Raw genomic sequence first — 13,362 nt, forward strand, 5'->3', positions numbered from 1 at the left:
AAATAACTATTATGAAAATAAATTTGCGATCAGCACTGCTGTTCATGGTAATGCTGGGGGTATCAAACTCATTCAGCTGCGCTAAAAAAACAGGAATTAAAAAAGGAGACGACGGTTGCATCGTTAATGGCGTTAATATATGCAATACCGGCCCGGCCCGCATCACTATCAATTTGGGAAATGAGCAGCAAACGATGCAAAGCTTTGGTGCCTCTGATTGCTGGACAACCAAATTCATCGGAAAGTGGAATGATGTTACCAAAAAGAATCAGATTGCTGATTACCTGTTCAGCATGGAAGCCGATCAACAGGGCAATCCCAAAGGTATTGGCCTTACACTTTGGCGCTTCAACATCGGCGCCGGGAGCTATGAACAAGGTGCGGATAGCGGAATACCGGATGAGTTTCGCCGGGAAGAATGCTTTCTGGATGCAAATAATAATTATAACTGGAACAAACAAGCAGGCCAGCAATGGTTCCTGTCGGCGGCGAAAGCACGTGGTGTAAAAAACTTCCTGGCATTTTCTGTTTCGCCACCGGTACAGTTCACGCAAAATAATAAAGCTTATGGTTTGGCTAACAGTCATCTGAACCTGACAGAAAGCAAGAAAAATGCTTTTGCAGATTTTCTGGTTAGCGTTTTAAAGCATTTTGAATCAAGCAGTACCCCTTTTAATTATCTCAGCCCCTTTAATGAACCTCAGTGGAATTGGGGAGAAAATCCATCGCAGGAAGGCACTGGTGCTACCAATGCTGAAATTGCAGACTTTATACGCCTGTTGGGCCCGAAGATGAAAGCTGCCGGCTTAGCAACTACGATATGTCTTGGTGAAGCCAATCAATGGAATTCGCTGGATGCTAACAACAGCGATGGTCGCGGCGATCAGCTCAACCAGTTCTTTAACAAAAGCTCCGCTAATTATATAGGCGATGTCCCCTCGATGGAGCACTTACTATCAGCACACAGTTATTTTACTACCTGTCCGGGCGCCGATTTGATCAGTTACCGGCAACACGCAGCAGATAAGCAAAAGGCTGTTGACCCAAGTCTTCATCTTTGGCAGTCAGAGTTTGGTATATTAGGCGATATTTGTGGTCAGTTAAATGGTTACCCGAAAAATACCGGTATTGATTACGGCTTGTATGTGGCCAAAGTTATTCATCATGACCTTACGGTGGCCAATGTAACTTCATGGCAGTGGTGGCTTGCCGTTGATACTTATAATTATAGTGACGGGCTTGTATACATTAACGACCCATCTGGTGGATATGACCTGAACAGCATGAAAACAAATGGCCTGGTTAGTGATTCAAAACAATTGTGGTGTTTGGGAAATTATTCACGGTTTATCAGACCGGGGATGATCCGCGTAAATGCAGCATTAAGCGATGTTACCGATGCTGTACTGGCAACAGGAACACAAATGGTTTCCGCATACAAAGATCCCGCTTCAAAACAATTGGTTATTGTGCTGATAAATATGAGTACCGAAAGCAAACAATACACGGTTGATCCGGGTGGTTCACAATTGGCCGGAAATACATTTGATATGTACACCACAACAGCTCTCAAAAATCTTAAAAAATCAACAACTCCCGTCGGGACAATAACACTTGAGCCCCGTTCTGTTACTACTTTAACCGCTCACTATCAATGATGCAGTATTCTTTAAAAAAAACATTTTTCTTGCTCGCGGCACTGGTAGCAAGTTCCACCATTTCGGCGCAGGTTAAACCAATCCCGGTTGCCGGCAAATGGCTGTACAGACTCGATTCGCTCGACAAAGGTTTGGATCAGAAATGGCAGCAACAGCAATTTACTAATAGCATATGGCTGCCTGGCACCTTAGATGACGCCGGTATCGGAGCGCCTGTAAAGGTGGATACAACTGTGCTGAGCAAGGACATCATGCTGCATCTGTCCAGAAAACACAGGTACACCGGTGCCGTTTGGTATCAGCGCAGCATAAATCTAACCAGCCGGATGGCCAACGCCCTGCTGTCGCTTGAAAGGGTGATCTGGAAAACCGATTGTTGGATAGATGGCAAACCAGCCGGGACACAGGAAAGCCTGATTGCACCACAAGTTTTCAAATTAGGCCCTCTGGCAGCAGGCAAACATGTGATCACCATTCGCGTAGACAATCGCAAGCAGCATGACATCAGCGTAAATGACTTTGCCCATGCCTACACCGACGGTACACAGATCATTTGGAACGGCGTTATCGGAAAGATGCAGCTGATCGACATAGGCAAACAAGTTATTAACCAGGTACAGGTATACTCCTCGCTGGCCAATCACAGCGTAAAGGCGGCTATCAGCCTGGGCGGTTCCCATAGTGGCGATACTTATCTGCGGGCTTTCCTCCTTTCCGGAAAAAAGATCGTTAAACAAACCAGCCCAACTGTTATTCAACATAATCAGGAGGAAATTAGCCTCCAGGTTCCGGAGGCGCAATCATGGGACGAATTTCATCCGCGCCTATACAGTCTTCGCACGGAAGTAATTGACAGCAAGGGACAAGTTTTGGATGCCAGGACTCAAAGTTTTGGCTTCAGGGATATTAACGCGACCGGGAACGAGCTTCGTATCAATGATCGTCCGCTTTTTCTGCGCGGTACGCTTGAATGCAATATTTTTCCGCTGGAAGGCCACCCGCCAATGAATACAGCCGGCTGGCTGAAGGTGTTTAAAACCGCTAAAGCTTACGGACTGAACCATCTTCGCTTTCATTCATGGTGCCCGCCCGAAGCAGCATTTCAGGTGGCCGACTCGCTGGGTTTTTACCTGCATGTTGAGCTGCCGCTATGGGTACTAACTGTGGGCAAAGACCCAAAAACATTGACTTACCTGGAACAGGAAGCCGAAAATATTATCCGGAATTATGGCAACCACCCTTCATTTTGTTTTTGGAGCATGGGTAATGAACTGGAGGGGGATTTTGGATGGCTGGAGAAACTGGTGCGTAAGTTAAAGCAGGAAGACAACCGGCATTTATACACCACAACCACCTTCAGTTTTCAAAAAGGGCATGGCAAAAATCCGGATCCTGCCGATGATTATTTTATTACCCAGTACACGGAAAAAGGATGGGTACGGGGACAGGGTATTTTTAACACCAACCCGCCCGATTTTAAGACAGATTACAGTAAAGCGCTGAAAGGGACAACGGTGCCCCTTATTATTCACGAAGTGGGCCAGTATTCTGTTTATCCGGATCTTGAAGAAATAAAAAAGTATACAGGGGTTCTGCGGCCATCTAACTTTGAGGCGGTACGGAACAACCTCCGCAAAAAAGGAATGCTTGGATTAGCCCCCGATTATCTTAAAGCCAGCGGAACACTGGCTGTTCAGCTTTACAAAGAAGAAATTGAACGCGCGTTGAAAACCAAAGGTGTTGGCGGGTTTCAATTGCTTGACCTTCATGATTTTCCGGGACAGGGAACAGCACTCGTTGGGATTTTAAATGCTTTCTGGGATAGTAAAGGATTGGTTCTCGTCGACTGACTTTAGCAAATTCTGTGGGCCGGTGGTGCCATTGATCCGTTTTGAAAAAGCTGCCTACAGCAATAATGAGCATTTTTATGCTGCTGCCGAAATTGCCAACTATAGCGACCGGCAAATAAATGGCGAAGTTCTCTGGTCAGCAATTTCATCAGATAAGCACTTTAATCTCCGTGGTTCGCTTGGCCGGCAGTCTATCGCTATTGGCAACGCTTCTGCGGGAAGTTTCTCGATAGATCTCAGCAAAATCGACCGGGCTTGTGAATTACAGATCACTGTGAGCATAGCCAATACCGGTTATACTAATTACTGGAAAATTTGGGTTTACCCAGATAAAAAGCCGGAATCTTTTAGTAACGTTATCTTTACTACATCCATCGACAGTGCCCTTAGTTATCTGCAAGCGGGGCGAAAAGTATTGCTTAATCCGGATACCGCCAACGTTAAAGGTATCGACGGCCGTTTCGCTCCTGTTTTCTGGAGCCCGGTCCACTTCCCCGATCAACCAGGCAGTATGGGCCTGCTCATCGACAAGAAAAGTAACGCCCTGGCTGATTTCCCTACAGACTTTTATACGGATTGGCAATGGTGGGACCTGGTGACCCGTTCCCGGTCGCTGATACTTGATAAATTAGGAGCTCCTGCAACGCCGATAGTCCGGGTGATCGATAACTTTTTCAGGAACCGTAACCTGGCAACGCTGGTTGAATTCAAGGTTGGTTCGGGGAGCTTAATTCTTTGTACAATGGATCTTCATAGTCAATTAACGGAACGGGCAGCGGCAAGGCAGCTCCGATACAGCTTGTTACATTATGCGGCCGGAAATACATTCCAGCCGGTACAGGAGATCAGTGCGGGCGATCTGCGCAGGTTATTAGATAACTAAAACCGAACCTGGAATACGGAAAGGTTATCAACAAACAGGCGGCCCCCTCCGCCTGTTTGTATTCGTTAAATGCTCTTAGTTCCCCGAAGGCGCTCCCTGAACATCGTCATCACTGATACTCCGTTTGTTTTTCTTAACCGCTTCTTTCAGCTTGCCGAAGCGGTAATTAAGGCTGGCATTCGCCAGGCTTGGTTAACCAAACCCGTAAACCGACCTTGTAACTACCCATCGTACTGGCTTGGCTGTGTAGATCTCGTTCTTGATTGGGATTGCTGATGAAGTTCAGAATCCAACTAACATTTTGGGCTTAGCAGAAGCGATCACTTCTGTTTTATGCATAAAAACGCCCCCAAATAGTACCTAACTTTTTGGGGTAGTAAATTCAAAACAGGCCCTTCACCGGGCAGTTACTATTGTCTTTATGGTAATGAGAATGCAACAACCCGTAATGAAGGTGTTATTCCCCTTTCAAACTTTTCACCGGATTTGTTAATGCAGCCTTGATTGCCTGGTAGCTTACTGTCAAAACAGAAATCAGCAATGTCAGCGCGGCGGCGATTACAAATACCCAGATATTAATGGAAATCCGGTAACTATATCCTTTCAACCATTGGAACATTAAATACCACGCTATTGGCGCAGCGATGCAAAATGAGATTATGACCAGCTTCAGAAAATCCCTGGAAAGCAATGTGGTCACGCTGGCAACAGATGCGCCAAGCACTTTTCTGATGCCGATTTCTTTGATACGGTTTTGCGCCATGTAAGCCGCCAGGCCAAAAAGTCCGAGACAGGATATAACGATTGTCAATCCGGCAAACAGGCTGGCCAAAGTCCCGATACGCTGCTCATCGCCAAACTTCTTGGCGTACTCCTGGTCAACAAAACTATATTCAAACGGGTAATCCGGGTTGTATTTCTTAAATATAGCTTCAGCGCGACGCAGGTTTTCTTTTGTCGAATTAGCGTTATTAAGCTTGTAGTGAATGATATTGAACCAGGAACTGGGGCCTTCAATCAGCATATGTTGTACAGGTTCATAAGGCGAGCTTATAATAAAGTCTTTGATAACTCCAACAATATGCCATGTTTTGATGTCTTTACCCTCGCCCTGGGTAACTAATTTACCAACCGGATCTTTCAGGTTCATGATCTTCACCGAAGCCTCATTCACCAGCATGGCGGTTGAATCTGTCGGGTAGTTTACCGGGTCGATATCCCTGCCTGCAACAAGCTTAAGGCCCATGGTTTTAATAAGGTTTCCGTCCGAAGTGTAAATAATAAAATCAACCTTGTTCTTGGGCTGTGAACCTGGCCAGTTAAAACCCCAGCTATCGCTGTATCGCTGGGTTATAGGCGAATTTGTTCTGGACACAGAAGTTGCAGCACCACTGGAAAGCAATTCATTTCTGATGGATTGATAGTGCTTCGAGATCTCGCCGGACATAAATGTGTAAACAAGGTTATCTTTCTTATACCCCGTATCCCTGTCCTGGGCGTATTGTAATTGCTGGCGGATAATGATGGTACAAATGATCAATACCACCGCAAAAGTAAACTGAATGACCACCAGCAATTTACGCGGTGTAACCAAAGCATTTGCCGCCTTAAAAGTACCTTTCAGTACAGCTACAGGCTTGAATGACGACAGGTACAATGCAGGGTAACTTCCTGAAATTATACCGGTTACCAGTATAAATCCAATTGCGGTGAGCCAAAAGTAGGGATTACTATATGGTACATATAATTGCTTTTGGGTAAGCTGGTTGAAACCCGACATACTGATTTGTACAATGACGATAGCAAAAATACCGGCAATAAGTGCAATCAAAACAGATTCACCTAAAAACTGCCAGATTAACGAGCCCCTTAATGCGCCTACAGTTTTACGGATACCTACCTCCCTTGCACGCGTCTCGCTCCTGGCCGTACTTAAATTCATGAAATTTATACAAGCAATAACGAGGATCAGTACAGCGATCAGTGAAAATACCCTGACACGTTCAATTCTCCCACCAACTATCACCCCATCCTTAAACTGCGAATACAGGTGCCATTTGGTTGCGGGGTGCAAAAACTGCTGAATATCCTTGGTATCGGAATGGTTCCTGGTAAAGTTCAATACAGCGGCATCAGCATGAGCTTCCGTTACGCCGGGTTTTAAAAGAACAAACGTTTGGATGGAGTTATTGCCCCAGTATTCATCATCCTGCCCTATCTTTTTTAGATATGACCAGGGAATAAGGTATTCAAAATCAAACCGGGTATTATTCGGCAGGTCTTTCATCACCCCCGTCACTTTAAAATAAGCGTTACTATCTATTTTAACTGTTTTGCCGAGCGCATTTTCCTCTCCGAAAAGTTTCTTTGAAAACTTTTCAGTGATAACTATGCTATGAAGATCGTTCAAAGCGGTCTTGGGGTCTCCATTAATTAATGGAAAACTAAACATGGAAAGAAAATCCGGATCAGTAAAATCGCCTGTTGCAGTCAAACGTTTATCGCCAATGCTAAACAAAAAACTGGCATCAGTTACCCTGGCTACTTTTTCCAGTTGGGGCAGTTCCGCTTTCATCACCTTACCCATGATTTTAGGAGTGGTTTCCCAGCTCCATAATTTACCGTCAAATTTAGAGCGGTTATATACAGAGTAAAGACGTTCCCGTTTTTCATGGAACTGATCATAGCTAACCTCATTCTGGATCCACAACAAAATCAGCGCTGCGCTGGCCATGCCTATTGTCAATCCGAGGATATTGATCAGGGAGAATGTTTTTTGACGTAAGAGGTTGCGCCAGGTAATCTTTAAGTAGTTTTTTAACATATGATCAGGCTTTAATAATCATAAGACGCCGGCATTAAGGTTTTAGTTGCACTGTTTTTCTTTTTTCTGCTAAAACAATGTATTGCGGTATTGCACAACACCGTAATACATTGTTTATACTTTTACATCAGAAATTGTAAACCGGCCTATCTTTGATAAATAATACATCCCCATTAATTTTCCGATTAATTTAGGATCTTTACCACTACGCAATAATTAATGCCGGTAACGGATCGAACTATGTATTGATAAAAGTCCGATGTACCAATTACGTTTATTGTAAAAAACTAATACCAATGACAACTTTAACAGAATTTAAAGCATCATTAAATTTAAAACAGCCTGTTAACGGACTCTCTGCACAGCTAAAAAGCCTTTGGTTTGATGGTAAAGGTGACTGGCATCAGGCTCATGCACAGGTTGATCATCTGACAGATCAGGCATCGGCTTGGGTACATGCCTATTTGCACCGTAAAGAAGGTGATATTGGAAATGCTGATTACTGGTATAGCAAAGCGCGGCAAGTACGCCCCAACCTTTCTTTGGAAGAGGAATGGGAGCAATTGGTATTGCAATTCCTTTGATCGGATAAACCTTACCATATCCCTTTTACAGGCATAGTAAGACAATTATAAACTGCCTTTCGAGTTTATTAAAAGCCTTATTAATGATACGCTCTTCATCAATGAAAATTCCTGCCCTTATGAAAAGCACTCTTATTGGGGATATTTCGCGGATCAGGTGAAGGCATCGAGGTTTCATCCCCCTGGACAAGCTCAGCAAAGAAGGCTGTTCATCAGGTACAGCCGTTAGTTTACCCAATAAAGAATTGAGATTATAACAGCGGCGTACCACCACATGGATCACTTCGCCCTCAACCTGTAAATGCCCATCTACCAGGAGCAGTTGCGACTGAACGATCTCTTTGCGGTATTTGTCAAAAAACTTACCCCAAACCACAAGATTGGCAAAGCCGGTTTCATCTTTGATGGTTACGAATACCACACCTTTGGCCGTCCCCGGCCGCTGCCGCACGGTGATCATCCCGGCAACACGAATTTTTTCGCCATTCTTCAACGATTGGATCCGGTTGAGTGGCATAACCTGCAGCCGGTTCAAATCTTCCCGCACAAAACTTACCGGGTGCGCTTTAATGGATAAACCGGTGGAAGCGAAATCCTGTACCACGTGCTCACCCGCGGTCATTAGTGGTAATTCAATTTGCTCACCTGCGCTGGCCGAAGGCAAGCTTTCCAGCAATGCCACGGGGCGATCACCTAAAGCAGCTACTTCCCAAAGCGCCTGCCTGCGGTCGAGGCCGATAGAGCGGAATGCATCCGCATCAGCCAGTTTCTCCAAAGCTGCCTGCGAAATCCCGACATTTGACAAATCGATAATATGTTGATAAGGTGCATTCTCAACCAGGATATTCATTTCTTCTTCTTTTAGCCCTTTCACCAACCGGAAACCTAAGCGTAATATCTTATATTTTCCGGCCTGTTCTTCCAGCGAATGATCCCAGGCCGAGTAGTTAATATCCACGCCACGAACAAAAACGCCATGCCCGCGCGCATCGTCCACGATCTCAGCGGGCTGATAAAAGCCCATCGGCTGGCTATTGAGCAAAGCAGCGGCAAAAGCATCCGGATAATAATACTTCAGCCAGGAAGATATATAAACCAGCAACGCAAAAGAAGCGGCATGGCTCTCGGGGAAACCATACCCCTCAAAACCTTGTAACTGCTTAAACACCCGCCTCGAAAAATCTTCCTCATAACCACGCGCCACCATACCCTCCACCAGTTTCTTTTCGTACAGGTATAACTTGCCATTCGCTTTAAAAGTCGCCATGCTCCGGCGCAGCTCATCAGCCTCGGCCGGTGTAAAGCCTGCGGCAACAATAGCGATCTCCATCGCTTGTTCCTGAAAAAGCGGAACACCTAAAGTCCGGCCTAAAATATCTTCCAGTTCCGTGGATGGATACACTACCTGTTCTTCGCCATTACGCCTGCGCAGGTAAGGATGCACCATATCACCCTGTATGGGGCCGGGCCGCACAATAGCCACCTCGATCACGAGGTCATAAAAACATTGGGGCATCAGTCTTGGCAGCATAGACATTTGCGCCCGGCTCTCAATCTGGAATACCCCAAGTGTATCCGCATGACCTATCATTTCATAAACTTTGGGGTCGTCCTGCGGGATATTGGCTAAGGTAAGTTTTCGGCCATAATGTTGTTTTATCAGGTCAAATGCTTTGCGGATCATGGTGAGCATACCCAATCCTAAAACATCCACTTTCAAAATGCCCAACGCTTCCAGGTCATCTTTGTTCCATTCCAGTTGGGTTCGGTTCTCCATGCGGGCATTGAGCACAGGGCACAGGTCGGATAGTTTGTTATCGGTAATAACAAAGCCACCGGTATGCTGACCCAATTGCCGCGGGAAACCCATCAGCAGTGTCGTCAACTCCAGTACTTTGTATATCAATGGATCGCCCGGGTTAAGCCCCTGTTCCTGTAAACGCTTTTCATCAAAACCTTCTTCACTGAAATCCCATATCGTACCACCGATACGTTTAATCGTATCTTCAGATAAGCCCATCGCCTTGCCCACATCACGAATTGCTCCTTTATGCCGCTCCTGCGTAACGGTAGCTACAATAGCCGCGTGTTCCCGGCCATAATCCTCATAAATATACTGGATGATTTCCTCGCGGCGTTCATGCTCGAAATCCACATCGATGTCAGGCCATTCCTCGCGTGCATCTGACATGAAACGGGAAAAAAGCAAACGTGACTTCATCGGGTCGACTGCCGTAATGCGCAAACAATAACATACCGTTGAATTGGCTGCAGAACCCCTGCCCTGGTGCAAGATTTCGAGCTCTTCTGCTTTCCGGGTGTATTTATATACGCGGAGAAAATAAGGCGCCAGCCTGCGCTTTTCGATAAAGGCCAGTTCAAAATCTATCTGCTTACCTATCTTAGGCGGTATATACTCACCATAACGTTCATGTGCACCTTCCCATGTGTATTTTTTTAACCTTTCCTGTGGCGTTAATCCGTCAAAGATCTTTTCTTCAGGCTCGATGTATTTTAATTCGTCCAGCGAAAAAGTACAGGCTTCGGCAATAGCAAGCGCATTTTCAATTGCTTCCGGATATTGCCTGAAGATCCGGTGTATTTCTTCAATAGGTTTCAGGTAGCGTTCCGCATTCTGATGCAGCCGGTACCCTGCGTTGTTGATAGTGCATTTCTCCCGGATACAGGTCAATACATCCTGTAGTTCCCTCCTGTTCGGTTCATGATAATGCACATCACCAGCAGCAGTCAAAGGTATACCCATGCCGGCTAACCTGTGCAGCCGTTTGGCATCATCGCCGCTGTAAGAACGTAGGGCAGCCATGTATAAGGCATTCCCGAAAGCTTGTTTATATTCTGCTACTGCTGTTTTAAACTCACCGGTAAAATCAAACCGCGCGTTGAGCTCATCGGGCGGAATGATGATAAACAGGATGCCTTCCCGGTGTTCATACACATCTGCTTTATATAAATGGCATTCACCTTTTTCAGCACGCAGATTACCCCTGGTGAGCAAGGCCGAAAGCCGGCCGTAAGCAGCAATGTCAGTAGGATAAGCCAGCAGGCCCGGCCCATCCAGCAAGTCCAGGCGACAAGCGGGAATAAATTGTACAGGTAGTTTTTTTGCGGCAATATGCGCCCGGACAATACCGGCCAGGCTATTCCGGTCGGTAACCGCTATGGCCGTATAACCATGAACCACAGCCTGCTCAACCAGTTCCTCCGGGTGAGATCCACCGCGCAGGAAGCTGAAATTGGAGGTACAATATAATTCCGCGTATTTCATCATCAGGCAAAAAATCCGTGTAAATACCATTGGGCACCTCCGCTATCATAATGCCCCGAACGGAACAGCCAATAACGGCCCCCATGCTCATCCTCCACCATATAATAGTCGCGGTGCTCACCTTTGTCCAGCCACCATTCCCGTTCAATACGTTCCGGGCCGTCTGCTTTGTCCACAACATGGCGCTTACCCTTATAGATAAATATTTTTGGCGGATAATCCGGCAATAAAGCCATAACTTCAATGGCTTCCGGTTTGCTGAGCAAGCGTATTGGTCTTGGCTTGTCAGCCCGCCAGCCGGCCAGCGAGATATCTTTGAGTGAAAGAGCGGGCCGGATGGAACGTTCGGGCCAGTAATGCTCGGCAGGCAGGTAACGCATAATCCTTTCGGGGCCGATCTTTCCGGCAATCCGGTCAAGCAGTTCGGCCAGTGCGGTATCCTGCAAGCCCGGATCCCCCAGCCATAGCTTTTCCTGCAAGGGGTCGATATCTTCTACTTTTTGTGCTTCCAGCAGAAACAGCTCAATACCCAAAGCAGGTTCAATCTTGCTGATCTGTAAACCAAAGAGCTTGAATAAATGGGAAACACTATGTGAGCCACGCGTGGTTGTTATCCCCGCTTGTACCATTTTACCATCAATCCGGAAACATTTCAGCACGACCTTACGCACACCTTTTCCTTCAGCTTGCAAGCGGCTACATAGGCCTTGCAATAGTTTTTCAATGCCAATTTCTATGGCTTTATCCGTTCGTACCGGCTCCAGGCAGGGCAGCCGCTCAACATAAGGCACGGGCGGGATAATCGGGGCCAGGTATTCATCAGTAGTACCCAAAGCCTGGGCAAGCCTTAACAAAAAGCCTTCACCAAAACGCCTACGCAGCACGGTACGTGGCATGGTCATAAAACTTTTAACATACCGGAAGCCGAGTTTATACAGTTTGTCCAGTATTGCCGGTTCCAACCTGAGGGCGGCCGGAGAAAGGCCGGCAATGGCTTCCGCCTGCCCACCGCTTTCAATGATGGGCCTGATTTTACCATACCGGGCAATAGCCCAGGCTGCGCCAACAGTATCGGCAATAGCAGCCCGTGCATCGTAGCCCATACCCCTTAATTTAAGTACAACGGTTTTTAAATATCCTTTTTCACCACCCCATAGATGTGCACAGCCGGAAATATCAAGGGTCAAACCATCGGGCAGGTCAATAGCCACAACCGGCGTATAGCGGATGCACCATAAACCCAAATGCCGGAGCAGCTTACTTTCCTGGCCCAACGGAAAATCAATAACCTGTAAATTAGTGGTAATCGCTTTGGCATCTGCTGCCGGCATCCCTGCACGAACACCTTGTGCTTCGGCTTCGGGATTAGCCGCCCTGACAATCATACGGTTATGTTCGGGCACAACCAGCACAAAGGGCTGATCTTTTAATTCCGGCTGCCGGAGTGTCAGCCAGTCTGTCACCAGGTGACGAGAACCAAATAGCCATATACCTGTGCTGCATAACTCACCCCGCTTTCCGTTTAAATGGTTTAGCTGTTTGCTCTTTTTCCACCTGTTTGAATTTACCTTCTGCCCATTCTATGATCCAGGTACCCGGATGCCCGTTACGGACACGTAGTAGTTCTACCTCCCAGCGCGGAAAACCAAGACCAGGCAAATCGTCAACCGGCTCGCTCGGCAAAGATTTCACCTGCCACCGGGCAGCGCAAGCCGTTGAACCGATCTTTTTAACGGCATTACGCAGCACAAACCCGGTAACGTGACTTTGCTCAACAGCCAGCTGAAGCCTGCGCGATTGTTTAAAATCCAGTTCCCGCGCTTCTGCCACAACTGCGGCAAGCCCTGCGCATTTCAGCGCTTCTTCCATCACCCATAAGGCTTCCTGGTCTTTGGTCACCCGGATAAAGATCAAGCGGCTGGGTTCTATACCAAAGCCGCTTAACGCCGGTGGGAAGATGTTTCCGGTGAGGCTGATCCATAAACAGGCCCCGCCATTTTGCATAAACACCGAGAGCAGGCCGCTAATCAATCCGCTGGAAGCAGTAGCCTGTTCGGTGGTACTGCAAACCAGTTCATGCACTGTACCTAAAGGAAAAACGCCGTTGGGGAAAGCTGTTTCCACTGCCCCCAGGCCTACCAGCCCCTGTGTACCTGTAGGCGGTGGCCTATAGCCCTCCCATTGCAAAATATTCTTTTGCAGGCTGTTAATCAGTGTTTTTCGGTCATTTGCCGTTTCCATCGTGTTTGTACCAAATAGGGAGTACAAATTTAATGC

8 protein-coding genes are annotated in these 13,362 nt (G+C 46.7%); 4 read left to right on the plus strand and 4 right to left on the minus strand.

Annotation, left to right across the window (positions count from 1 at the left end; translation table 11 throughout):
- The first annotated feature begins 11 nt into the window (after nt 1–11).
- The 3 genes from ACRQ5D_RS24880 to ACRQ5D_RS24890 are packed head-to-tail and all read left to right on the plus strand — an operon-like array spanning nt 12 to nt 4,391.
- A complete protein-coding gene (locus ACRQ5D_RS24880; RefSeq protein WP_256337365.1) occupies nt 12–1,658 on the plus strand; it encodes a glycoside hydrolase in 1,647 nt (548 codons plus the stop codon).
- Entirely contained in the window at nt 1,655–3,508 is a 1,854-nt protein-coding gene (locus ACRQ5D_RS24885; protein ID WP_432326951.1) for a sugar-binding domain-containing protein, read from the plus strand. Before ACRQ5D_RS24880 ends, ACRQ5D_RS24885 begins: the two co-directional genes overlap by 4 nt.
- Nucleotides 3,468–4,391, plus strand: a complete 924-nt coding sequence (locus tag ACRQ5D_RS24890; RefSeq protein ID WP_432326952.1) for a hypothetical protein — start codon at nt 3,468–3,470, stop codon at nt 4,389–4,391. The genes ACRQ5D_RS24885 and ACRQ5D_RS24890 overlap by 41 nt, the downstream gene beginning before the upstream one ends.
- A gap of 457 nt (nt 4,392–4,848) precedes the next feature.
- Here the strand turns inward: ACRQ5D_RS24890 and ACRQ5D_RS24895 are convergent, their stop codons facing one another.
- Nucleotides 4,849–7,215: an ABC transporter permease gene (locus ACRQ5D_RS24895; RefSeq protein WP_091163994.1), complete on the minus strand. Its 2,367-nt coding sequence runs from the start codon at nt 7,213–7,215 to the stop codon at nt 4,849–4,851.
- 296 nt (nt 7,216–7,511) lie between these two features.
- Here ACRQ5D_RS24895 and ACRQ5D_RS24900 point away from each other — a divergent pair, with 296 nt between their 5' ends.
- Entirely contained in the window at nt 7,512–7,799 is a 288-nt protein-coding gene (locus ACRQ5D_RS24900) for a hypothetical protein (protein ID WP_091163992.1), read from the plus strand.
- Nucleotides 7,800–7,824: 25 nt separating this feature from the next.
- On the opposite strand, the gene ACRQ5D_RS24905 is transcribed toward ACRQ5D_RS24900, so the two are convergent.
- From ACRQ5D_RS24905 to ACRQ5D_RS24915, 3 genes are read right to left on the minus strand one after another with little or no spacing between them, the layout of a single operon-like run.
- Nucleotides 7,825–11,088: an error-prone DNA polymerase gene (locus ACRQ5D_RS24905; protein ID WP_431200681.1), complete on the minus strand. Its 3,264-nt coding sequence runs from the start codon at nt 11,086–11,088 to the stop codon at nt 7,825–7,827.
- A complete protein-coding gene (locus ACRQ5D_RS24910) occupies nt 11,088–12,548 on the minus strand; it encodes a Y-family DNA polymerase (protein WP_432326955.1) in 1,461 nt (486 codons plus the stop codon). Before ACRQ5D_RS24910 ends, ACRQ5D_RS24905 begins: the two co-directional genes overlap by 1 nt.
- Before the next feature lie 43 nt (nt 12,549–12,591).
- Complete coding sequence (locus ACRQ5D_RS24915) at nt 12,592–13,326, minus strand: ImuA family protein (RefSeq protein ID WP_091163986.1); 735 nt, start codon at nt 13,324–13,326, stop codon at nt 12,592–12,594.
- Nucleotides 13,327–13,362: the final 36 nt, after the last annotated feature.

It is taken from the genome of Mucilaginibacter sp. P25, assembly GCF_050859465.1.
GTDB lineage: Bacteria > Bacteroidota > Bacteroidia > Sphingobacteriales > Sphingobacteriaceae > Mucilaginibacter > Mucilaginibacter gossypii.

Coding starts and splice junctions, on each gene's coding strand:
- ACRQ5D_RS24880 (WP_256337365.1), top strand. CDS start 12: ATGAAAATAAATTTGCGATCAGCACTGCTGTTCATGGTAATGCTGGGG.
- ACRQ5D_RS24885 (WP_432326951.1), top strand. CDS start 1,655: ATGATGCAGTATTCTTTAAAAAAAACATTTTTCTTGCTCGCGGCACTG.
- ACRQ5D_RS24890 (WP_432326952.1), top strand. CDS start 3,468: ATGCTTTCTGGGATAGTAAAGGATTGGTTCTCGTCGACTGACTTTAGC.
- ACRQ5D_RS24895 (WP_091163994.1), bottom strand. CDS start 7,215: ATGTTAAAAAACTACTTAAAGATTACCTGGCGCAACCTCTTACGTCAA.
- ACRQ5D_RS24900 (WP_091163992.1), top strand. CDS start 7,512: ATGACAACTTTAACAGAATTTAAAGCATCATTAAATTTAAAACAGCCT.
- ACRQ5D_RS24905 (WP_431200681.1), bottom strand. CDS start 11,088: ATGATGAAATACGCGGAATTATATTGTACCTCCAATTTCAGCTTCCTG.
- ACRQ5D_RS24915 (WP_091163986.1), bottom strand. CDS start 13,326: ATGGAAACGGCAAATGACCGAAAAACACTGATTAACAGCCTGCAAAAG.